The organism is Gordonia insulae, from assembly GCF_003855095.1.
GTDB lineage: Bacteria > Actinomycetota > Actinomycetes > Mycobacteriales > Mycobacteriaceae > Gordonia > Gordonia insulae.
The window spans coordinates 3,433,919-3,457,173 of the sequence record NZ_CP033972.1 but is presented as its reverse complement, the minus strand read 5'-3'; the positions used below and the strand labels follow the sequence as shown (position 1 = coordinate 3,457,173).

The following is a 23,255-nucleotide window of genomic DNA, read 5'->3' as shown; positions in this document are numbered from 1 at the left end:
CCGCCACAGACTGGGGAGCGTGAGATCCTCTGGAATCGTCCGCCGCGACTTAGTCTATGCGCGTCGAGAGGCCGGCGACCTGCACCTCGACCTCGTCACCCCCGGCGCACCTGTGCCTGCGCCGGTGATCGTCTTCCTGCACGGCGGTGGATGGTTCACCAGTGACCGGACCCTGTGCCCGGACCTGGTACGCCACTTCTGTGAGCGCGGATTCGCGATGGCCAGCATCGACTACCGGCTCAGCGGACAGGCGCACTTCCCCGCCCAGCTCCACGACGTGCGCGCGGCCATCCGGCATCTGCGCGATGGCGCATCGGATCTCGGTCTCGATCCGACCCGCATCGGTGTCTGGGGAGCGTCCGCCGGAGGTCACCTCGCCGCACTGACCGGTCTGTTCTCCGCCGTCGACCAGTTGCCCGGTGAGGGCCCCACCACCGGCGATGCCGGCGTGCAGGCCGTCGCCGAATCCTACGGCCCGGCCACCCTGGTCCCCGGCGAGATCGAGCCGGGGCTGCCACTGCCCGGCGTCACCTCACCCGCAGAGAGCCCGGAGGGGCGGCTGATCGGTGGGGACCCGGCCGACCTGCCCGACGCTGCGCGTGCCGCAAGTCCGCTCCACCACGTCACCGCGGGTGCGCCGCCGTTCCAGATCTCCCATGGCACCGGTGATCTGCTGGTCGCCGCCGACCACAGCCGACGGCTCTACGATGCGCTGGCGGACGCCGGCGTCGAGGTCGACCTCTACCTCGTCGATGGCTTCCAACACGGATTCCTCAACCCGCCCAACAGATCTGACGTACCGTCACCGCCGGTGATGGATGACGGCCGGCTCGATGCGGAGGGTCCCGCGGCTGCGCTGCACCTCTCGGCGCGCGACACCGTCCGAACCGAAGACCGCACGACGTTCGCATTCGACGACATCGGCGACTTCTTCGCCCGACACCTCGCCGCTCCCGCTCCGCGCGCAATGAACACGACCTCAGGAGGAATCCGATGACCCCGGCCACCGACCTCAGTGCCATCCACCAGCTCGCCCCAGTGGTCGACGCGCTCCCGGGGGAACCCGTTCCGTACCGTCTCGCCGACGGCGAAGGGATGCGCTACGAGGTCGACAACCAACTCTGGACGGTGATCGCTCGCGCCGCGGACACCGGCGGATTGTTCGACGCCGCATACATTCTCGGCCCGCGCGGAGCGGGTGCCGGCTTCCACAGCCTGCCCGACCATCAGCGCTCCTACTACGTCTTCGACGGATGCGTGCAGTTCTGGCTACCCGGCGAGAGTCGCATCCTCACCCCAGGCGATTCTGTCCACGTGCCGCCCGGCATCCCGGTCGCGTACCGGATGCTCGGCCACATGACCAAGCTGCTGTTCTGGTCGGCGCCCGGCGGAGCCCTCGACGCACTGGCCGATTCCGGCGCCGACGTCGTCTCCCGCATCTACTCGGCCGATGGACGATCCGGCATATCGAGGAACGCGGATCAATTGTTCGCGCCGACCGGTGCTCGGTTGCACGATCTTCCGCGTGTGGCGGCGTGCGACGCGTGGGACGACGTCCTGCCGGAGAGCGTCGAGGGCTACTTTCTGCGCGCACACACCGGCGACCGACGTGCCTGGCCCGACGCGATCAACGCCTACGGCACTCGTGGCCGCACCACGGGAGGCCGCTATTTCTCGGTGCTGACCCTGGGCGGGAAGTCGCCGTACATCCCGCAGCATTTCCACCGTCAGCACACCGAGAACTTCTTCGTCGTCTCCGGACGGGTGTGGCTGTACGCCAACGGTGTCGAAACGCTGCTCACCGCCGGCGACTACCTGCACGCGCCCGCCGGCACCATCCACAGCTTCGCGTTCGACGCACACAACACCACGATGCTCGGCATGCTCACCTCCGACGTGTTCGAGAGCTTCTTCGACGTGACCGGCGAGAACACCGACGACTTCGTGCACACCGAAGGACTCATCAACCCGGGAGACATGATGGCCAAACTCGGGGCCGCGGCCGCGGACCTCGACCTGGAGTTCGTCGGACCTCCGCCGCAGCGGACGCGCGCGGTCGATCTGTGAGATGGAAACGCTCAGGTGACGACGATAGGGACCTATTCAATCGTGTACGATTGAATGGAGAGGTGCCGCCGACGCCCGGATGAGGAGAGCCCATGACCCGCGAGACTGCTCACCAGTCGGTCCGTAGGTCACTCGAGGGTCCGCGAACCGGGCGGACCAGCGACGCCGCCCGGCCCACCGGATGGCAGTACGTCCGATACGCCTACGGCGCGAAGCTGCCGGCGTCGATGAGGACCTGGGTGACCAACGACCTCACGGGCCCCGGCGCGACCACGCGCATGGTCCTTCGCTGGGCGGTTCCCTGTGTGCTGATCCTGGTGCCGATGCTGTTCGTCCCCGCGGACTGGATCGTCCGGCTCAACATGACGATCCCGATCATCCTCCCGTACATCTTCTTCTCGATCGCGCTCAATCGCGTGTACCGACGTCACCGCCTCGCACAGCACGGGCTCGATCCCGATCTGGTGAGCAAGCGTGAACGCGAGCAGAACGCCGACCTCTACGACGAATACCACCGGAAGTACCGGGGCAATCCGCGCCGCTGAGCGCCATCCGGAACCCCGTCGGCTCCGAAGCACTCACTGCCCGAGCACACTGGTCAGTGGTGAGTGATGGAGGAGCAGGGGATGACAGACGATCTCGTGGTGTTGATCGACGCCGACCGAAGGCCGCGTGGCACCGCACCCCGACGTACCGTCCACGGTCCCGACACCCCGCTTCATCTGGCCTTTTCCTGTCATGTCGTGGACGGGGAGGGTCGCATCCTGATCACCCGCCGCGCGCTCGGGAAGCGGACATGGCCGGGCGTGTGGACCAACTCGTACTGCGGACATCCGCGCCCCGGCGAGACTGTCGAAGACGCGGTCCGCAGGTACGCGCCGCGTGAACTCGGCTTCGAGGTGTACGACCTCCAGGCGGTCCTGCCCGACTTCCGGTATCGGGCGGTTGATGCGAGCGGCACCGTGGAGAACGAGATCTGCCCGGTCTACGTTGCCCGCGCGAACGGTCACCCGGAGCCGAATCCCGACGAGGTCATGGACTTCGTGTGGGCGGACATCGCCGACGTGTGGTCGCTCGCGGAGCGGAGTCCGTGGGCCCTGAGCCCGTGGTTCGTGGAACAGATCCTGTCGTTGGGAACGGGCCGGGACCCCTACCGACTCGCGGCGACACGATCGGGGCGGTCATGACGTCGGTGACACGCGGTTCGTCGACGGACCGCGCAGACCTGCCGTATCACCACTACGACGCGTTGGCGGAGGCCAGCGCGAGTCTGATCATCCGGTCGTACTCCTCGTCCTTCGGGCTGGCCTCGCGACTGCTGGCCGAGCCGGTCCGTCGCGATGTGCACAACATCTACGCTCTCGTGCGGGTCGCCGACGAGATCGTCGATGCGCCACGACCCGAACAGGATTCGGCTCAACGCCGAGATGCTCTGGACGCCTTCGAACGTGAGACCCACACGGCCATGGCGACCGGGGTGAGTACCAACCTGGTGATCCACGCATTCGCGCGCACCGCGCAGCGGGTGGGAATCGACACGTCGTTGACCGCCCCGTTCTTCGCATCCATGCGATCCGACGTCGATGTCGTGACCCATGACGAGCGCAGCCTGGCGACCTACATCTACGGATCGGCCGAGGTGGTCGGCCTGATGTGTCTTCGCGCCTTCCTCGCCGGCGACCCACGGTGCGCCGCCGACTACGACGACCTGGCACCGGGAGCCCAGCGCCTGGGTTCCGCCTTCCAGAAGATCAACTTCCTCCGCGACTTCGGCGACGACAGCCAGCAACTCGGTCGCCGATACCTCGTGGGACTCGACCCCGCCGACCCGACCGACACGGCGTGGAACCGCTGGCTCGACGACATCGATCTGGATCTGGCGGCCGCGGCCGCGGTGATCCCGAGACTGCCGCGCAGCAGCCGGATCGCCGTCTGCACCGCCCACGATCTCTTCGCCGCGCTCTCGACCCGGCTGCGAGACACGCCGGCCGACGTCGCATTGCGGCAACGCGTGCGGGTGTCGTCGGCGGCCAAGGCGAGGATCGCGACCGCCGCGGCGCTGCGTCGCGGGCAGCCGAGGCCCGCGCCGGCCGGGGCGGTCCACGGGTGACCGGCGCGCCGAAGAGAATCGTCGTCATCGGCGGCGGGGTGGCCGGCCTGGCGACCGCGGCCTTGCTGGCCGAGGACGGGCACGACGTCGAGGTGGTGGAGAAGAACGAGCAACCGGGTGGTCGGGCAGGCTCATGGAGCCGGGACGGCTTCCGCTTCGACACCGGGCCGTCGTGGTGGCTGATGCCCGACGTCTTCGACCACTTCTTCGGACTACTCGGTACGACGACCGCCGAACAGATCGACCTGCGACGTCTCGATCCCGGCTATCGCGTCTTCTTCGAAGGGCACGACGAGAGCATCGACATCATGGCCGACGAGTCCGTCAACCGGGCGCTCTTCGATGCCGTCGAGCCGGGAGCGGGCGTAGCATTCGACGAGTACCTGGCATCGGCGCGACACGCCTACGACCTTGCGGTGCAACGGTTCCTGTACACCAATTTCGACTCACCGCGGGCATTCCTCGGGCGCGACGTCCTCGCGAACGCCCCGCGTCTGGCCGCCCTGCTCGTCGGTACCCTCGACAAGCACATCGCGGCGCGCTTCCGCGACCGGCGTCTGCGCCAGATCCTCGGCTATCCCGCGGTGTTCCTCGGCTCCTCACCCGACCGCGCACCGGCGATGTATCACCTGATGAGCCTGTTGGATCTCGCCGACGGGGTGCGCTATCCCGATGGCGGATTCACCCGACTCGTCGACGCGCTCGTGAGGCTGGCCGAGCAACGCGGAGTGCGCATCCGCACGTCGACGCCGGCAACCGCGATCCTCACCGAGTCACGCAGGCCCACCTCGCCGGCTCGTCGCCGACGGCCCGCGGTCAGCGGCGTCGAGGTGCGCACGCCGGGCGGCGGTACCGAGATCGTCCCGGCCGACATCGTCGTCGGTGCCGCCGATCTCCATCACGTCGAGACCAGGTTGCTGCCACCGGAACTGCAGACGTTCCCGCAGCGCTGGTGGGATCGCGCGACATCCGGTCCGGGCGCGGTCCTCGTCTACCTCGGCGTGCGCGGCCCCGTGCCCGAACTGCAGCATCACTCACTGTTCTTCACCGAGGACTGGACGGCGAACTTCGACTCGATCTTCGAGAAACCCACGCGGATACCGACTCCCGCATCGCTGTATGTGTGCAAGCCGTCGGCGACCGACGGCTCGGTGGCTCCGGCAGATCACGAGAATCTGTTCATCCTGGTGCCGGTCCCGGCCGATCCCGGGCTGGGGCGCGGAGGTATCGACGGGACCGGGGACCCGCTCATCGAGCAGACCGCCGACCATGCCATCGAGATGGTGGCCCGCTGGGCCGGCGTGCCCGACCTCGCCGACCGTGTCGTCGTGCGGCGGACGGTCGGTCCCGCCGACTTCGTCACCGATCTCAACTCGTGGTCCGGGGGTGCGCTGGGTCCCGCACACACGCTGCGGCAGAGCGCATTCCTGCGTGCCGCGAACCGCTCCCGCAAGGTCTCGGGTCTCTTCTATGCCGGAGGGAGCACCACACCGGGAATCGGGTTGCCGATGTGCCTGATCAGCGCCGAACTCGTCCGGAAGCGCGTCCGCGGAGACCGCTCCGTCGGGCCGCTGCCGGTGCCGGAAGCCGTTGTCTCGCGGTCTGGTACGTGATCTCTCGAGCGACTATCCCGACCGACCGATGAGGTCGGCGACGATCCGCGCCGACAGCATCACCAGAGGTAGCCCGCCTCCCGGATGCGACGACCCGCCGACCAGATAGAGCCCCGGAACGGGGGAGGTATTGGCGGGCCGGAGGAATGCCGCTCGCGGACCGTTGGAGGCCGTGCCGTAGATCGAGCCGCCGGGCGTCATCGTCCGCCGCTCGAGGTCCGCCGGGGTGAGGATGATCCGGTGCCGAATCCGGTCGGCGACGTCCACTCCGCGTTCGGCCATGACGGCCATCACCTGGTCGGCGTAGCTGTTGGCCAGACCCGGAGCGTCCCAATCGGTTCCGAGTCCGGTGTCGTGGGGCGGAGCGTTCACGAGTACGAACCACGCCCCGGTCCGGGGCCCGGGCACCACGGCGGGATCGTCCGGTGCGGAGATGTAGACGGTGGGCCGCTCCACCGGACGATGACTGCCCCCACGGCCGAACACGGCATCGAACTCGGCGTCGTAGTCCTCGGCGAACAGCACCTGGTGATGCGGCTGATCGGCGGGTGGGTCGTCGACCGCCAACAGCATGACGAACCCGGACAGAGATGGGGTGGTGCGCCGAATCCGGCTGCCCTCGCGTAGGGCCCGGTGGTCGAGGACGAGCCGATCGTAGACCTCGTGCGCGTCGGCGTTCGCCACGACGAGATCGGCCGATCGATGCTTCATGCCCGCGACGACGCCGTCGACCCGACCGGCGGAAGTGGTGATCTCGGCGACCTCGGTGCCCGTCTCGACCCGACCGCCGAGATCCTCGAAGCGATTCCTGAGCGCGGTCGCGATGGTGCCGAGACCGCCTCGCACATACCAGGATCCCCAGGCCTGCTCGGTCCACGGCACCGATGCGAGCGCGGCCGGCGCGCGCCGCGGGTCCGAGCCGGTGTACGTGGCGTAGCGGTCGAGCAGCATCACCAGCCGCGGGTCACGCAGATAGCGGTGGCCCACACCCCGCAACGTACGCCAGGGCGCCACCCGGAGGAGATCGGCCGGTCGCAGGGCCATCCGGATCATGTCGGCGGACGTGACCGGTGATTCCAGGAATGGGCCGTGGGTGGCATCCCAGATCCTCTCGGCCCGGCGGAGGAACGATGACCACTGATCGCCCGTGCCGGGGCCCAGTGCATCGTCGAGCGCAGCCGGGATGTCATCGAGTTCGCCGGGCATGTCCAGTTCCGTGCCGTCCGGGAAGCGGTAGCGGGCGGCGACGGGCAGTCGCTGCAGGGTGAGGACCTCCGACAGCGGTGCGCCGGTGTCGGCGAAGAGTTCCTCCAGGATGTGCGGCATGGTCACCAGAGACGGCCCGGTGTCGAAGGTGAAGCCGTCGTGGTGGAGGACGCCGAGCTTCCCGCCTACCTCCTCGGCCTGCTCGAGGACCAGGACCTGGTGGCCCTGCGCCTGCAGTCGGATCGCGACGGCCAGTCCGCCGACCCCGGCCCCCACCACGATGATCCGCGTCACGAGCTCACCTGTCGGCCCTTCCACCGCAGCCGCCCGCGACGATGCGCCACCACCGAATCCGTGGTGAGCGCCGCGAATGCGACGACGGACAGCGGGTGTGCGAACGCGTCGGGCCACACCCGGCCACCGGTCCGGCGGGCCGTGATGGCCCGTGACGCGACGCCCGCCAGGTAGCCGAGCGCACCGACCGGCGATCCGCGCGTCGCCGCGACCGCGGGGACCACGTATCCGAGGATCAGCAACGCGGTGACCGCGACCGTTCCTGGGATCGAACCGAATGCTGTCCACAGCGACTTGCCGTAGCCGCCGCGGACCTCCTGCCACCCGTCGTACATGCGGCAGGTCGCCAGCTCGCTGCCCTCGACGACCACTCCGCGGCCGCCTGATCGTTTGATGGCCCGCAGCAGACCGATGTCCTCGAGCACCTCGTCCCGCACCGCCCCGTGCCCGCCGGCACGGCGGTACGCGGCCGCATCCACCACCAGCAGTTGTCCGTTCGCCGCGGACAGCGACGGCCGAGGTGAGCGTTCGGCCAGGCCGAGTGGCAGGGTGCTCATCCACGACCACTGCAGCAGCGGCTGGACGAGACGTTCGACCGGACCGCCGACGATCTGTCGCGGATACGGCGACACCAGGTCGAGACCGGTCTGGCGCAGCAGCGCGACCGACGCCGCGAAGGCCGACGGCGCGACCCGGACGTCGGCGTCGACGAAGATCAGGACACCGTCGTGAAACACCCTGCCGGACAACTGCTCACACGCCCATGCCTTGCCGAGCCATCCCGGCGGCGGTGGACTGCCCGACAGCACCTCGATGCGCCGGTCACGAACCGCGAGGTCGACCAACACATCTGCGGTGCCGTCGGTCGATTCGTCGTCGAGGACCATGATGTGTACCGGACCCGGCCATCGGTCGGCCGCCGCACCGATGGAGTCGAGGCAGGCCGCGACGTTGTCGACCTCGTCGCGGACCGGGAGCAGCACCGTGAGCGACTCCGGTGCGGGCGCCGCGTCATGATCGGGACGCCGGATGCGCCGGGCGTTGTCGATCGTCAGGGCGAGGGAGGCGACGGCGGTTGCGGTCCCCGACCACACCGCCGCGCGTGCGAGCATCTCACCGCGCATCTCGCACCTCACGGATGACATTGATCGCCAACGGCACTGCGACGACGCCCATGATCAGGCCGCCGACCAGCGCCACCGGCGGGCGGCCGAAGAAGACCGCATGTGCCAGCACCGACGACACGTAGGTCCACAGGTAGACGGCGATCGGCAGGGCGTCCGCCGGCGGTGGTGTCGACGGACCGCGCGAGATGAACCGGTCGAGCAACACCATCATGACCAGCGAGACCAGCATCCAGCCGACGAAGTTCGTGACGGGAATCCCCTCCACCCCGGGGATGGCGGGCGTCGGGTATCGCCACTCCCAATGACCCTGATCGACCATCTGAGGGTCGAGGAACACGTCCCACGACGTCAGTGCCAGGGCCGCGACCGCGGCCGTCGCCCACCGTCGACGGGTACCCACCAGGCGCCGGGCCGCGGCGAGTGCGGGCCAGGCCATCATGATCCAGGCGCACGGGACGAGGGCCGGGACGCCGAGCACCTCGGGGCCGAGTGTGCCGGAATACGAATAGGTTCCGAAGGGGAGGCCCGTGTGCACTCCGATCGTCTCGGCGAGCAACCCGCCACCACCGGCGACCACCACCAGGATCATCGCGGCGCCCGGACCGCGGGTGACGCCGACGTCGACGATCACCGCCGCGGTGAGGAGGAGCACGCTGGCGACGGTCAGTGACAGGGTGCCGCCGTCGGTGTACGGGAAGATGATCTGCACGATCACGGTGGCCCCGAACAACACCCAGGCGACAACCCGCGTCCACCGGCGTGGTCCGTCACCGGTGGCCATGGCACGGCGATTCCCCAGCACCGTCCGCCCCAGCACCGTCCGCCCCAGCACCGTCCGACCCGGTGAGGCGCTCACGGGGTGCGCCCCTGATACGTGCCGACGACGTCGGTGACGGCGAGTCGGGCGAACAGCTCCTCCGCATACCAGCGGGCCGGCTTGGTCCGCCGCACCGCGGACACGTGGGCCGGAGAACGATACGCGAACGAGGTCAGCGAGTCGGTCGAATCCCACAGGGAGAAGGTGCCCTGCAGCCCGATCGGGGATTCGCCGATGCCGACGGCGAGACGCAGGCCGGATGCGTCGGTGAGGGCGTCGGCGACCGGGGGCACCGCACGCCAGAACGACAGCATCCGGGTGGGCCGCAGTCGTGCCCGGGTGATGGCGGCGACGGGACCGGACCAGGTGTTCCGGTCTGCCGCCCGGCCTGCGCCGAACGGATCCGTGCGTGACCAGGCGCCGCGCGAGGTCAGCGGCCGCATGGTCACGCGGAGTTCTTCGTCGCTGTTGGCCGCCCACGACTGCAGCACTTCGGCATTCGCGCCGTCTGCGGCGGCATCGCCGTCCTGCCAGACGGTGAGCAGAGCCCAGCGGTGCGGATCGGCGTCGCGCATGGTGAACGTGCGTCCCGAGCCGGTGCCGAGCGACTTGGCGAACAGCAGACCGGGCAGAGTGCGGAGGCGCCGGCGGTCGCCCGCCACCCGCCGCACCGCCTGCACGATCGAATCGACGTGCCACACACGGAGTTCGACCACCACACCGTGGTCGGTTCGGGGTGCCCCGGTCACGCGTCGCGCCAGACACATCGCCTGATGAGCGCTGACAACTCGGCCTTCGTGCGGTCGTCGACGGGGAGGTCGTCGACGCCACGCAGTGCTCGATCGGCCAGGTCGTCGATCCGCTCCTCGACGAGTCGTGCCGCATCGGTCCGGATCAACACCTCGCACACCATGCGCAGTTCGTCCTCGGTCAGCTCCGGCTTTCCGAGATGATCGGCCAGCACGCGCCTTTCGGATCGGGACGCCCGCTCCTCGGCGAACGCGACGAGCAGTGTGCGCTTGCCCTCACGGATGTCGTCGATGACGGGTTTCCCAGTCCGTCCCGGGTCGCCGAAGACACCGAGCAGGTCGTCGCGGAGCTGAAATGCCTCACCGGCCGCGAGCCCGATCCGGTCGAATCGGTCGAGCAGGTCGGGTGTGGCGCCGGCGAGACTTCCGCCGAGACGCAGCGGCCGTGCGACGGTGTACTCGGCGCTCTTGAACCGAAGCACCTGTAGTGCACGATGTTTCGACGTCGCCGACTGGGTCTGGCTGAGCATGTCCAGGAACTGACCGGCGAAGACCTCGTCGCGCATGCCCTGCCACTCGCGGCGTGCGGCACCGGCGACCGTGCCGTCGGCGGTCGCGAGGCCGCGGGCGATCAGATCGTCGGACCACATCAGACAGAGGTCACCGGCCATGATGGCCACGGCTGCACCGTGTGCCGCCGGGTCGCCGAGTCGCTCCGCCCGCAGATGCTCCTCGGTGAACGACCGGTGCACGGTCGGCCTGCCACGACGATCGGCGCTGTTGTCCATCAGGTCGTCGTGGACGAGGGCGGCGAGATGGAACAGTTCGATGGCCGCGGCGGCCTCGACGACGCCCGGGACACGGTGACCGCCGGATGCACCCTGGGCCCCGAGCAGACAGAACGTGGCCCGCACGCGTTTGCCGCCGCCCACCGCGCCGCGCAGGGAATCCGTCAGCGGTGCCAGCTCGTCGTCGACGCCGGTCAGGACGCTGCAGTGCTCTTCGACATGCTGGTACAGGACGTCGTCGACCAAGGCGACGACGTCGGGATCCGAGGTGCGCATCTGCAGATCAACTCCTCCGGCCCGGGCCACGGCATGCTCACGCCCCGCCGGGCGCGTCGGCAGGTATTCGGAGACGTCGGACGGGCGGATGAGTGGATCAGCGAGAAAGCTCGGGAGCCTGATCGGGTGTGGTCAGGACCACCAATTGCAGGGTCGCCCGGGTCATCGCCACATATCGGTCGACGGCACCGCGGACGCCGGTGCCGAACTCCGCGGGATCGACCAGGATGACGAGGTCGAACTCCAGCCCCTTCGCATGCTCCGGGCTCAGCGATCGGACGTCGAATCGTTGCGGGCCGGTCGCGATGTTGCCGGTACCCGACGTCGCGTCGAAGGTGGGGTCGCCGATCACGCAGGCGGTTCCCTCGGCATGGGTGGCGGCCCAGTCCGCGAGGATCGTGTCCCGGTCCGATACCGGGCCGTGGATCACCGGGAGACCGCTGCTGCGGATGGATGTCGGGACGTTGGCGTCCGGCAGCGCCGCCCGGATGACCGGCTCCGCCTCGGTCATGATCTCTTCGGGGGTCCGGTAGTTGATGCTCAGTGACGCCATCGTCACGCTGCGGAATCCGGTGCGTTCCAGGCGCTCCGTCCAGGACTCGGTGAACCCGTTCCGGGCCTGGGCCCGATCTCCGACGACGGTGAAACTGCGGGACGGGCAGCGGCTCAACAGCATCTGCCATTCGGCATCGGTCAGCTCCTGGGCCTCGTCGACGATGATGTGGGCGAACGGCCCGGCGAGGGCGTCGGCGTCGAGTGCCGGTGCCGCCGACTGGTCGACCAACGAGTCGCGCAGGTCCTGACCGCGCAACATCGTCGTCAACCCTTCACCGTCGTCGTAGGTGTGCGCGTCGAGGAGATCGTCGACCACCTGATCCATGCGCGCCCGCTCGGAGCGGAGAACCTCCTCCCGCTGACGGCGGTGCCGCGACGCCGCGGGGTCGCCGATACGCTGCCGCGCCGCATCCAGCAGCGGCAGGTCGGACACGGTCCATCCGTACGGGTCCTCGCGCTGCATGAGCGCGATCTCGTCGGCGCTGAGCCAGGGCGCGCACATCCTCAGGAACGCGGGCACCGACCAGAGGTCGGCGATCACGTCGGTTGGTTCGAGGACAGGCCACGCCCGGTTGACGGCCTTGGTCAGCTGTTCGTTGCGCGCCAACGATTTCCGCAGCAGGTCGACCGGCACGTCGTCGTGGTGCTTGTCGCGGATGATCCGCACCAGTTCCGCCCAGATCTGGTCACGTCCCTCGTTGTGCGGCGTACCCGGCTCGGGCACATCGAAGGCGCGCGCCCAATCCGCGACCGTGAGCCGTACCTCGTCCCAATGGGTCTCGACCGTCAGATCCGTGCGTGGCGGTTCCTCGTACCACTTCACCGCGGTCTCGATCGCCGACACGAGTTGGGTCGTCGACTTCAGATCGGCGACCCGCGGGTCGGCCTCGACCCCGGCCGCACGGCCTTCGGCCACCAGGTCGCGCAGGGTGCAGGTCTGCACACTCTCCTCGCCGAGACTGGGGAGCACGTCGGCGACATAGGCGAGGTACGGCTCGTGGGGCCCGACCACCAGGACACCGCCCCGGTTGCCACTCAGCCGCGGATCGGCGTAGATGAGGTACGCGGCCCGGTGCAGGGCGACGACCGTCTTGCCGGTGCCCGGGCCGCCGTCGACGACCAGCGCACCCCGCGAGCCCGCGCGGATGATCGCGTCCTGATCGGACGCGATGGTGCCCAGGACGTCGCGCATCCTGGGTGAACGGCTGGCGCCGAGACTCGCGATGAACGCGGATTCGTCGTCGAGCGAGACGTGACCGTCCACGGCATCGGCGGTGAACACCTCGTCCCAGTAGTCGGTGATCCGGCCGTGGGTCCAGCGATACCGGCGTCGGCTCGCCACCCCCAGTGGATTGGCCGGCGTGGCCGCGAAGAACGGCTCCGCGGCGGGCGTACGCCAGTCCACCAGCAGAGTCCGGCCGGCGGCATCGGTCAGACCGATCCGGCCGATGTACAGGGTCTCCTGGCCGTCGTCGAACACGACCCGGCCGAGGCACAGGTCCAGACTGAATCGTCGCAGGGTGCGCAGGCGGGCGGTGACCTGATGGATCTCGAGATCGCGGTCCGCGGCCTGACGTCCCTTGCCGCCGGGCGACTTGCGGAGTGACTCCAACCGTCGGGTCAACCCGTCGACAGACAGTTCGAGGCTCTCCGCGATCAACGCGAAGTGGTCCTCGTCGGCATCGATCAGCGCAAGAGCGTCTTTGAACGCACGACTCTCGGGGAGATTGAACGCGCTGGTCGTCGAGCTGCGCATGTATGGGGACTCCGATCTGTCGCGGACGAGGACCCAATCCTGCACCCCACCGGGGGCCTTGCCGCAAGGCCCCCTCTGCGCTATACGTTAGAAGAGCGAGGGGACTGTCCGCTTCCCCCGTGATTTCTCACCGCCCCGCCGTTCTCACCGCCCCGCCGTTCTCACCGCCCCGCCGTTCCCCCTCCCGAACTGCCGACCGTACACAGGTCTTCGCGATCAGATGATCCGTCCGACGTCGGAGGCGACGATGTTGTCGAGCGCGCGTTCGGCGACGGCGGCGATGGTCATCGACGGATTGCAGGCGGCGGTGTTGCCGGGGAGCAATGCGCCGTCGATGACGTAGAGGCCGCGCTGGCCGTGGACTCGCCCGTCGAGGTCGCACACCGTGCCCATGCAGGCGCCACCGAGGCTGTGCCATGTGGTGTTGAGCGCGGCGTTGGTGTCGATGAGCCGTCCGGACGGTCCGGCGATACGAGATGCGGTGCGGTGGATGTGCTTCCACTGGATGGCGGCGTCGCCGTTCTTCGGCCAGTGCAGCACCGCGTCACCGCGGCCCGAGTCGTAACTGAATCGTCCGCGGTCCTTGCTGACGCCGTAGCCGACCATCATCGTGCTGTTCGGGTCGACGGACAACGGGGGGATCGATGCCTGGATGACGGTGTGGGCCGTTGCCGGATTCTTCCAGTTGAGGCTGCCGTAGATGACCGGTCCGCCCTGTGGGGAGCCGAAGTCGTCGTCGGGGCTGTTCCACACGTAGATCCGGTCGGCGTTGGTTCCCCACCCGTGTCCGATCGCGTCCGGCAGGTCGGGGATGGCACCGGTCGCGGCGGCGCGGACCAGGAGTCGGGTGGTGTGCACACTGCCGGCGGACATGACCAACGTCGGTGTGGTCAGGATCTTGCGCTCGAGGACCTTGCCGGTCAGGTCGGTTCGGTCGACGTGCAGGCGCCACTTGCCGTCCGCGGTTCGTGCGACGTCGATGACCTCGTGCATCGTCTCCACGGTCAACCGTCCGGTGGCCTCCGCCGCCTTGATGTAGGTGACGTCGACGCTGTGTTTGCCGCCGTTGTTCACGCCCATTGCGCCGTCCCCATTGGTGTAGGACGGCTTCATCCGGCCCTGGAGTTCGGCGAGTGCGTAGTTCCAGTCGATGGGCATCGGGATCTTGGAGACGGGGAGACCGGCGCGTCGGGCGTTGGCGGCGAAGACCCGGGCCGCCAGATAGTTCTTACTGGCGATGAGCGCGTCGGGTGCGGTCCGGATCTGCAGCATGCGTGCGACCCGGGGGTAGTGAACCCGGTTCATGGTCTGCCAGTCCAGCTGTTCGGGCAGGAACTCGTTGAACACGGCCTCGGCGGGCTGCAGCGTCATCCCCTGGTAGACCAGGGATCCGCCACCCAGGCCGGCAGGTGCGAGCGCCGTGATGTTGTCACCCACGACCGCATCGACCAGGCCGACGTAGGGTTCGACCTCCAGCGGGCGCCCGATGATCTGGCCGACGGACTTGTGCCACACGATCCGCTTGTCCGGGGAGCTGGCGCGCGGGAACGTCTCGGCGTTTGGGCCGGTGCGCCAACGCTTTCCACGCTCGAGAAGCAGGACCGGAACACCGGCCCGGGTCAGCCGTAACGCGGTGACCCCGCCGCCGAAACCGGAACCGACGACGATCACGCGGTGCTCTTCCCGGGTGGTCCGTACGCGCCGTCCCGCGGGTGCGGCCCCCGCGGTCGCCGGGGTCAGGGCGAGGGCCCCGGTCACGGCGGCGCCGGTGAGGAATGAACGTCGGGTCAAGGGCACGGTCGAATCTCCTTGTCGCATGGCGTCAGTGCTTGCGGATCTCCGTCGGACCGAGAACGGGCTGTCCGGGCACGGATGAGGTTGTGCGACTGCGTCACCGACAGGTGATGAACGGGCGATGGCGACGGTGACCGGGCGAGGGACGGGTCGCACGCCCCGACATGAGGGCGCGCCCGACCGGTCGGAGCGATCACCCCGACGGCCGGTCACAGTCCCCGCTCTGTCGAGCCATCCTCCCCTTCGTGACCGACAGGCAGCAGTAACCCAGACATCATCAGTCATATGACTGAGAGATGGAAGGACTCTTCGAGGTTATGTGAGGCAGCTCACGAAAAAGTCGGCCAAAGGCCTTGCAGCTGACTTAACGGACATCCCGACTGGTGTTCGGCGCGAGCCAGAGCCCTACCGTCGCGTCGACGATCATGTCGCAGTGTTGTGACCAGGAATGCGCGGCCACGGATTGTGCGGCACCGGGACCGTCCATCGTGCGCTCGACGTCGGCCATGGCGTGGATGACCATGTGCTGGCTCATGGTCAGCCGGGTGTCCATGACGGGCTTCGGCATCGCCGGAAGCACCCGATAGAACCCGGTGAGGACTTCGGTGAGCGATTGCGACACGGCCACCGAGTCATACAACAGATAGCCGATCTCGGGGTCGGCGGCGAGATGGGCGCAGAACCGCGCGTAGTACGACGGACCGTCCAGTGCGGCCAGATGCTCGATCTCGGGGCGGATCAGGCAGTCGATCCATTCCCGCACGCCCGCGATGTATCCGATCTCGGCGAGCACGCGGGCACGGATCTCGTCGATGCGCGAGTTGTGCGATTCGAGGATCGCCCGGATGAGGCCGACCTTGTCACCGAAGTGATGCCCGACCGCGTAGTTGTTGCCCTGCCCGGCGGCCCTGCTGATCTGACGGTTGGAGACCGCGGCGATCCCGTGCAGGGCAAAGAGGCGCTCGGCGGTCTCGAGCAGCAGCTGTCTGGTCGTCGCCGACTGATTGCCCTTGCTCACCACCACGAAGATGATGATGCCTCATGTTCTGGTGTCGTCGCCCAGCACGTCGGCGATGAGGTGCAGGGCGGCGGTGGTGGCCAGCGCACGCACCGTCGCCCGGTCACCCGGGAATCGACGGGTGCGGGTCACCGTGGGGCGTCCCGCGACCGCGACGCCGAAGCACACCATGCCGACCGGTTTGAGTTCCGTGCCGCCGCCGGGCCCGGCGACACCGGTGGTCGACACCGCGACGTCGGCTGCCAGATGTCGTGCGGCGCCCTCGGCCATTGCCGCGGCGACCTGCTCACTCACCGCGCCGTGAGTCGCGATGAGTGTGTCCGGTACGTCGAGGACCGCCGACTTCGCCGCGTTCGAGTAGGACACCACGCCGCCCATCACATAAGCCGACGAGCCGGGCCGGTCGGTGAGGCGTGCCGCGATCATCCCGCCGGTGCACGACTCCGCGGTTGCGATGCGCCGATCCGTGAGTGCTGCCGCGAGCAGGTCGTCGATGGTCGAGCCGTCGGTCGAGAAGACCTGCCGGCCATGATTGTCGGCGATCACCGCCGCGAGCGCGTCGTAGGCGTGTGTGGCGCCGAGCGGGAACCTCGTGACCATCTCGACCTCACCGCCACGTAGGCAGGTGGTGATCTCGAGGTCGGCGAAGCCGTCGACGGACAGTTCTGCGGCGCGGAGCGAGGCCGCGAGCTCGGCCTCGGACAGTCCGTAGGCGCGGATCGTCTCCTGCCGGAACTCCGAGCGGCCGGCCAGCGCCTCGACCACCGCATCCGTGTCCAGCGCGGCGGGCCACATCAGTTGCAGTTCCCGGGGCGGACCGGGCAACACCAGAATCGCCGGTGGTGCCACGCCATCCGCAACGCCGGCCGCGCCGAACCCGGCGGGAATGGCGATACCCGGAGCGGTTCCGGTAGGTGGAATCGGTTGCGCCCCTGCCGGAACCATCGACTGCTTGCGAACGCCGGCGCGGGTGGACTCGGGGTCGGACGTCACCTGTGAGCGTTGCTGCCAACGCCGGATGATGTCGGCGATGCGGGCCTCGAGTCCGACGTCCAGATGCAGATCACGCCCGGTGAACGCGGCGACCGTCGCCACGGTGAGGTCGTCGGCGGTGGGCCCGAGGCCGCCGGTGGTGACGATCAGGTCGACCCGCTGCTCCGCCAGGAATCGGAGCTGCGCACTCAGGTCGTCGGGACGATCGCCACAGATGGTGATGTGCGCGACGTCGACCCCCAGGTCGAGGAGCTGTTCGGACACCCACGGGCCGTTGCGGTCGGTGACCCGACCGGTCAGGACCTCGGTACCCGTGACCACGATGCCTGCGCGCACACTCACCTGACCGAGCCTAACCGGACCGGTCCAACCAGACGTGGACGTCGTGGGGTGTGCTGCGGCCGGCGTCAGCCGATGTGGCCGAGTCGTCCACTGATCTCCGCGGCCGCTGCCGTCGTCTGCTTGGCGACGTCGTCGAAGGTGTCGGGGTCGAGCCGGTAGGCCGGCCCGGAGACGCTCAGGGCCGCCACCACCTGGCCGTCGCCGTCCCGGACGGGTGACGCCACGGCGTTCAACCCGATCTCGAGTTCCTCACGGACACTGGCCCATCCGCTGAGTCGTGTCCGGTCGAGCTCAGCGTCGAGAGTTCCGACATCGGTGACGGTGTTCGGAGTGAACACCTCCAGCCGCCGACCGAGCAGGTCGTGGACGGCGGTGGTGGTCAGTCCGGAGAGCAGGGCCTTGCCGCTCGAGGTGGCGTGTGCCGGACAACTCTGGCCCACCCAGGTGCGCAGGGCGATCTCGCCGGGGCCGATGGCCTCGACGATGTTGATGATGCGCACACCGTCCAGGATCGCCAGGTTGGTGGTCTCGCCGGTGCGCAGGGCGAGGTCGTCGCAGACATCCTGGCTCACCTTGGCGAGATCGAGGCGGGCGCTGGTGGAGCCGGCCAGCCGGACGATGGAGAACCCCAGCTGGTATTTACCTCGGTCGGAGAGCTGTTCGACGAACCCCCGTGACTCGAGGACGGCGATCAACCGGGACACCGTCGACTTGTGCACGCCGAGTTCGGCGGCTATCTCGGTGACGCCGGCGGTGCCGGATCTGCCGATGATCTCCAGCACGGTGAGCGCCCGGTCCACCGACTGCACTGCCGCCACGGACTTGTCGGCGGCAGACTTGTCGGCGGCAGACTTGTCCCCGGACTGGGACGGGTGTGCGCGTTCGGGCATGGCGTGCCCCAGCATAGTCGGCGCCCCGATCGATCTCGGATGGCCGCCGTCTGCGACACGCTGACCAGTCATGCCCGGTCCGTGCCGGCGAGTCTGTCCAGCGTCCATCGATGGAACTCGGCGATGTGGTGCTCCGACGGCACGAGGACCCCACCACGCCGGTAGGCGCGTGAGGCCATCGCGGGCTGGGTCCGCTCGCAGGCCTCGAAGTCCTGCTGATTGACCCGGTGGAACAACTCGACCGACCGCGCCACGTCGCGTTTGTGTTCGACCACATCCGGCATGTAGAGCCAATCGCACTCGACGACGGTGCGGTCGGCGGCCATCGGATACATGCGGTGGATGATCACGTGATCGGGGACGAGATTGATGAACACCGTGGGCCGGACCGTGATGGCGTAATAGCGACGATCCTGCTCGGGCGTGATCCCGGGGATCGGGGTGAGTCCGGGGCTGCCGTCGACGGTGAAACCCTGCGCACCTTCGGCGAACTCGGCGCCGTGCCCGACGTAGTACTGGGCGGCGAAGCCGCCGGCGAACTCGGGGAGGACCTCGGTGAGCTCGGGATGGATGGTCGCGCAGTGATAGCACTCCATGAAGTTCTCGACGATGAGCTTCCAGTTGGCGGCGACGTCGTAGGTGACACGCTTACCGAGGGCGAGTTCGTCGATCCGGTAGCGGTCGATGGCTTCGGTGTCGCCGAGTCGAGCGGTCACCGAGCCGATGACGTCGACCTCGAACGACGGCGGTTCATCGGCGAGGCACACCCAGGCGTAGCCGAGCCATTCACGCAGGGCGACCTCGATGAGACCGTATCGGCGTCGGTCGATCCCACCGCCGGTCTCGTCGGTGAGTGCGCCGAGATTCGGTGCGGCGAAGAGCTTTCCGTCCAGTCGGTACGTCCACGCGTGATAGGGGCAGCGCAGACCGCGCGGCTCCTCGCCGGAATCCTCCGTGCACAGCATGGCGCCGCGGTGGCGACAGATGTTGAGGAAGGCGCGGAGTTCGCCGTCGCGGCCGCGGACCACCAGAACGCTCTCCCGGCCCACCTGGACCTTGCGGAACGCGCCTGGTCTGGCGAGCTCGGCGGTGCGTGCCGCACACATCCACATCGTCTCGAAGATGGTCTGCTGCTCGCCGACGAAAACATCCGGGGCGCAATAGTAGTGGCCGCCGAGGGTCGGCACCAGGGAGCCCTCGGGGGCCGGTGGCGAGACGTCGAGGGGTGACGAGTCGTCGAACGTTGTCATGTGGTCACCAGCCGTGCGGGGTCGAAGAGGGCGATGGGATGGGTGGTGGTCCCGGAGGTGGCGAGGTCGGCGAGGACCTCGCCGACCACCGGGACGAACTTGAAACCGTGCCCCGAGAATCCGCAGGCGACAGTCACATTGGTGAGGTGGGCGGGTCGGCTGATCACGAAGTGCTCATCGGGGGTGTTCGAGTACATGCAGGTGGCCGTGTGCACGGCGGGTCCGGAGAGGTCGGGGAGGAGCTCTGTCACGCGGTCCCGCATCGCATCGATCTCGTCGGGATGCACCGTCCGGTCGATGGTGTCCGGTGTGCACTCCTGGCCCTTGCGGAAGAACGCGACCTTCACCCCGCCATCGGGCCCGTCGATCGCGGGAAAGCCGTAGATCTGTTGGCCTTCCGTGTTCTCGCTGATGAAGATCGGCTGGTCGTCGAATGCGGCGGTGCCGCCTGCCGGTTCGAGCCAATACAGGACCTGGCGCTCGATGGTGATGGGGATGCCGAGATCGCTCAGTACCTCCGGTGCCCAGGCCCCGGGGCAGATGACCAGCTGATCGGCGTGGTAGACGGCGTTGCCGCTCGTCACGCGGACACCGGAAGGGCTGTCGTGCCAGTCGGTTACGGCCTCGCCGAAGTGGAGGTCGGCGCCCTCGCGGGCGGCCAGATCGAGGTGGGCCTGCACGGTCATCTCGGGCCGTGCGAACCCGGCGTTCGCCTCGTACAGCGCGATCTCGCCATCGGCCGGATCGAAGCTCGGGAAGCGGCGCCGGATGTCGGCGGCCTCGAGGATCTCGTGCGGCAGATCCCATTCGAGCGCCGCGCGTTGACTGCCCGCCACCGTCAGGCTGTCGGGTGGCCCCACGAACAATCCACCGGTTGTGCGGTAGACCTCCAGGCCGGTCGATTCCGCCAGCTCCTGCCAGAGTTCGTACGAGCGCAGCAGCAGCGGCACATAGGCCGGGTCCTCGAAGTAGGACTGCCGGATGATGCGTGAGCCACCGTGACTCGAGCCGCGGTCGTGTGCCGGGGTGAACTTCTCCAGACCGAGCACGCGCTGACCCCGGCGGGCGAGGTGATAGGCCGCGGCGCTGCCCATCCCGCCCAGGCCGATGACGATCACGTCATAGGTTTTGTCGCTCAACGTCATCTCCGGATCAATGTCATGGCGGGATCGACCACCGGCTCGGCATGCACGGTGGCCGTGTGGGTTCCGGTGAGATAGTCGACCTGGACGCGCGTCCCCACGGATGTGCCGGCCGGCAGCCACGCGTAGGCGATGCTGCGGCCGATCGTGGCGGAGTATCCGGCGCTGGTCACATAGCCGACCGGGGCGCCGTCGATGCTGACGGGTTCTCTGCCCAGTACCACGGCGTTCTGGTCGTCGAACACGATGCTGCACAATGTCGTCGGCGCTGCGCGATCGGCGAGCGCCGACCTGCCGAGGAAGTCACCCTTCGTGGAGCTGACGGCGAATCCCAACCCGGCCGCTGCCGGGGTGTGTTCGGTGGTCATGTCGGTGCCCCAGGCGCGGTAGCCCTTCTCCATTCGGAGACTGTTGAACGCGATCCGGCCCGCGGCGATGGCGCGATGGGGGGCGCCGGCCTCGACGAGCAGATCCCACAGTCGGGGGCCGTATTCCGCGGTCGTGTAGATCTCCCAACCCAACTCGCCGACGTAGGACACCCGCATCATGGTGACCGGGACGGAGCCGATGAAGGTCTGCAACGACCGGAAGTATCCGAAGGCCGTGTGCGAGATATCCGCGGAACACAGTGGCGCGACCACATCGCGTGCCCGTGGGCCCCACAGCCCGATGCAGCAGGTGCCGCCGGTGATGTCGCGGATGGTGACGTCGGGGCCGGCATGCCGGACCAACCAATCGAGGTCCAGCGGTCCGTTTGCACCGACCTGGACCGAATCGTCGGACATCCGTGCGACGGTGAGATCGCTTCGTATCCCGCCGTTCTCGTCGAGCATCAGGGTGTAGGTGACCGACCCGACGCGCTTGTCGACGTTGTTGGTCGTCATACGCTGCAGGAATGTGCACGCGCCCGGTCCGGTGACCTCGTAGCGGGTGAGCGGCGTCATGTCGTAGAGCGCCACATGCTCACGGGTCCAACGTGCTTCGGCGATGGAGATGGGTGACCAGTACCGTCCGGCCCAGTCGTCGCGTTCCGGGAACGCGACACCCCCGGCGGCGAGCTCGGCAACGAGTTCCGCATTGCTCTCGTACCACGCGGGTCGTTCCCAGCACGCTCCCTCGTAGAAATACGCACCGAGCGCCTGTTGCCGAGCGAAGAACGGGCTCACCCGGAGTTCACGTGGTTCGCTGCGGTACTGATGGGGATGAACGATGTCGTAGACCTCGACGAACGCCTGCGAACTCGTTGCCAGGATGAAGTCCGGGCTCTTCGCCGCCTCCTCGAACCGATACAGATCACATTCGTGCACATCGGTTTTCGGCGTGCCGTCGAGGATCCACTCGGCCATCGCACGTGCCACGCCCGCGGAGTGGGTCACCCAGACGGCCTCGGCAACCCAGAATCCGGCCAGTTCGCGGTGCTCGCCCATGATCGAGAAGCCGTCGGGGGTGAACGAGAAGATGCCGTTGAACCCCTCTTCCACCTTCGTCTCGGCGAGGGTGGGAAGCAGCGTCGTGCTCTGCGACCACGCCTCGTCGAAATCGGCGTCGGTAAAGGGCAGCATCGACGGCATCGCCTCGCCCGCGGTATCGGTGAGCAACGTGTCCATGTCGACGGGCATCGGGCGATGACCGTAATAGCCGATGCCGAGCCGGTCGCCGTGCTCGCGGTAGTAGAGGTCGTGATCCTGGTGGCGGAGAATGGGCATCCGCGCGCCATCGTCGGGGTCCGGTCGACCATCGAGCCGCAACTCGGCGACCTGACCGGTCTTCGCGTACTGATGGGCCATCGGTACGAGCGGGACCGTCAGGCCGACCTGCTTGCCCAGATGTGCGCCCCAGAACCCGGCGGCCGACACGACGACGTCGGCATCGTGGACGTCACCGGCCGCCGTCCGGACGCCGACGACCCGCCCACCGCGCTCGATCACCTCGGTGACCTCCTGCTCGCCGATGAAATGGGCGCCACGGCTCATCGCCCGCTCGCCCTGCAGGGTCGCGGCACGCAAGGCCTTCGCGAGACCATCGGTCGGGGTGTGGAAGCCGCCATGGATCCGGCCGACATCGATCAACGGGTTCAGTTCGGCGCATTCGTCGGGAGTCAACAGCCGGCCGGGGACACCCCACGAACGGGCCCACCCCTGCTTGCGATGCAGATCGGTCCACCGCTCCGGGGTCGCCGCCACCTCCAGCCCGCCGACCTGGTCGAACGCGCCGAGTCCCCGGAACTTCTCGACGGTGTACTGCGCGAATTCCGTCATGGTCTTCGACGGATTCGTCTGGAAGACAAGACCGGGCGCGTGAGATGTCGAGCCGCCGGTGGAGAACAGCGGTCCGCGGTCGAGCACGGTGACGCGCCGGCAACCGCGGGCGGTCAACTCGTCGGCGAGCGAGGTGCCGACGATACCGGCGCCGATGATGACGATGGTGGGCTGAACCATAGGTTCTCCTGTTGCGCTATGAGCAACCAA

Annotated in this window: 19 protein-coding genes; 6 read left to right on the top strand and 13 right to left on the bottom strand. The window is 68.4% G+C overall.

All coding sequences use genetic code 11. From position 1 onward, the window contains the following. The first annotated feature begins 19 nt into the window (after positions 1–19). The 6 genes from D7316_RS15700 to crtI all read left to right on the top strand — a co-directional run bounded on the left by D7316_RS15700 (position 20) and on the right by crtI (position 5,790). Positions 20–997 (top strand): alpha/beta hydrolase, encoded by a 978-nt coding sequence (locus tag D7316_RS15700; RefSeq protein WP_197718246.1) that lies wholly within the window; start codon positions 20–22, stop codon positions 995–997. Beyond that, the gene (locus D7316_RS15695; RefSeq protein WP_124709074.1) at positions 994–2,067 is read left to right on the top strand and encodes a quercetin 2,3-dioxygenase; all 1,074 of its coding nucleotides are present in this window, start codon (positions 994–996) and stop codon (positions 2,065–2,067) included. Before D7316_RS15700 ends, D7316_RS15695 begins: the two co-directional genes overlap by 4 nt. Positions 2,068–2,159: 92 nt before the next feature. Then, positions 2,160–2,612, top strand: a complete 453-nt coding sequence (locus D7316_RS15690) for a DUF5313 domain-containing protein (RefSeq protein ID WP_164473803.1) — start codon at positions 2,160–2,162, stop codon at positions 2,610–2,612. 81 nt (positions 2,613–2,693) lie between these two features. After that, entirely contained in the window at positions 2,694–3,254 is a 561-nt protein-coding gene (gene idi, locus D7316_RS15685; RefSeq protein WP_124709073.1) for an isopentenyl-diphosphate Delta-isomerase, read from the top strand. After that, on the top strand, positions 3,251–4,177 hold the full coding sequence (locus tag D7316_RS15680) for a phytoene/squalene synthase family protein (protein WP_124709072.1): 927 nt from the start codon (positions 3,251–3,253) through the stop codon (positions 4,175–4,177). Before idi ends, D7316_RS15680 begins: the two co-directional genes overlap by 4 nt. Continuing rightward, the gene (crtI, locus tag D7316_RS15675) at positions 4,174–5,790 is read left to right on the top strand and encodes a phytoene desaturase family protein (RefSeq protein ID WP_124709071.1); all 1,617 of its coding nucleotides are present in this window, start codon (positions 4,174–4,176) and stop codon (positions 5,788–5,790) included. The genes D7316_RS15680 and crtI overlap by 4 nt, the downstream gene beginning before the upstream one ends. Before the next feature lie 12 nt (positions 5,791–5,802). On the opposite strand, the gene D7316_RS15670 is transcribed toward crtI, so the two are convergent. The 13 genes from D7316_RS15670 to D7316_RS15610 all read right to left on the bottom strand — a co-directional run bounded on the left by D7316_RS15670 (position 5,803) and on the right by D7316_RS15610 (position 23,225). Beyond that, positions 5,803–7,290 carry a phytoene desaturase family protein gene (locus D7316_RS15670; RefSeq protein WP_124709070.1) on the bottom strand — a complete coding sequence of 496 codons (1,488 nt, stop codon included), beginning with the start codon at positions 7,288–7,290 and terminating at the stop codon, positions 5,803–5,805. After that, complete coding sequence (locus D7316_RS15665; protein ID WP_124709069.1) at positions 7,287–8,414, bottom strand: glycosyltransferase; 1,128 nt, start codon at positions 8,412–8,414, stop codon at positions 7,287–7,289. The genes D7316_RS15670 and D7316_RS15665 overlap by 4 nt, the downstream gene beginning before the upstream one ends. Next, positions 8,404–9,198 carry a carotenoid biosynthesis protein gene (locus D7316_RS15660; RefSeq protein WP_124711376.1) on the bottom strand — a complete coding sequence of 265 codons (795 nt, stop codon included), beginning with the start codon at positions 9,196–9,198 and terminating at the stop codon, positions 8,404–8,406. The genes D7316_RS15665 and D7316_RS15660 overlap by 11 nt, the downstream gene beginning before the upstream one ends. A 71-nt stretch (positions 9,199–9,269) precedes the next feature. After that, positions 9,270–9,983, bottom strand: a complete 714-nt coding sequence (locus D7316_RS15655) for a monooxygenase (RefSeq protein ID WP_408610014.1) — start codon at positions 9,981–9,983, stop codon at positions 9,270–9,272. Then, on the bottom strand, positions 9,980–11,047 hold the full coding sequence (locus D7316_RS15650; RefSeq protein WP_124709067.1) for a polyprenyl synthetase family protein: 1,068 nt from the start codon (positions 11,045–11,047) through the stop codon (positions 9,980–9,982). Before D7316_RS15650 ends, D7316_RS15655 begins: the two co-directional genes overlap by 4 nt. A 97-nt stretch (positions 11,048–11,144) precedes the next feature. Beyond that, positions 11,145–13,358, bottom strand: a complete 2,214-nt coding sequence (helR, locus tag D7316_RS15645) for an RNA polymerase recycling motor ATPase HelR (protein ID WP_124709066.1) — start codon at positions 13,356–13,358, stop codon at positions 11,145–11,147. Positions 13,359–13,574: 216 nt separating this feature from the next. Then, entirely contained in the window at positions 13,575–15,176 is a 1,602-nt protein-coding gene (locus D7316_RS15640) for a GMC oxidoreductase (protein WP_124709065.1), read from the bottom strand. Between the two features lie 340 nt (positions 15,177–15,516). After that, positions 15,517–16,176: a TetR/AcrR family transcriptional regulator gene (locus D7316_RS15635; RefSeq protein WP_124709064.1), complete on the bottom strand. Its 660-nt coding sequence runs from the start codon at positions 16,174–16,176 to the stop codon at positions 15,517–15,519. A 15-nt stretch (positions 16,177–16,191) separates the two neighbouring features. Next, positions 16,192–17,505 carry a competence/damage-inducible protein A gene (locus D7316_RS15630; RefSeq protein ID WP_124709063.1) on the bottom strand — a complete coding sequence of 438 codons (1,314 nt, stop codon included), beginning with the start codon at positions 17,503–17,505 and terminating at the stop codon, positions 16,192–16,194. A gap of 65 nt (positions 17,506–17,570) precedes the next feature. Beyond that, on the bottom strand, positions 17,571–18,395 hold the full coding sequence (locus tag D7316_RS15625) for an IclR family transcriptional regulator (protein WP_124709062.1): 825 nt from the start codon (positions 18,393–18,395) through the stop codon (positions 17,571–17,573). Between the two features lie 68 nt (positions 18,396–18,463). After that, positions 18,464–19,645 (bottom strand): aromatic ring-hydroxylating oxygenase subunit alpha, encoded by a 1,182-nt coding sequence (locus D7316_RS15620; RefSeq protein WP_124709061.1) that lies wholly within the window; start codon positions 19,643–19,645, stop codon positions 18,464–18,466. Continuing rightward, positions 19,642–20,790 carry an N-methyl-L-tryptophan oxidase gene (solA, locus tag D7316_RS15615; protein WP_124709060.1) on the bottom strand — a complete coding sequence of 383 codons (1,149 nt, stop codon included), beginning with the start codon at positions 20,788–20,790 and terminating at the stop codon, positions 19,642–19,644. Before solA ends, D7316_RS15620 begins: the two co-directional genes overlap by 4 nt. Next, entirely contained in the window at positions 20,787–23,225 is a 2,439-nt protein-coding gene (locus D7316_RS15610; protein WP_124709059.1) for a GcvT family protein, read from the bottom strand. The genes solA and D7316_RS15610 overlap by 4 nt, the downstream gene beginning before the upstream one ends. Positions 23,226–23,255: the final 30 nt, after the last annotated feature.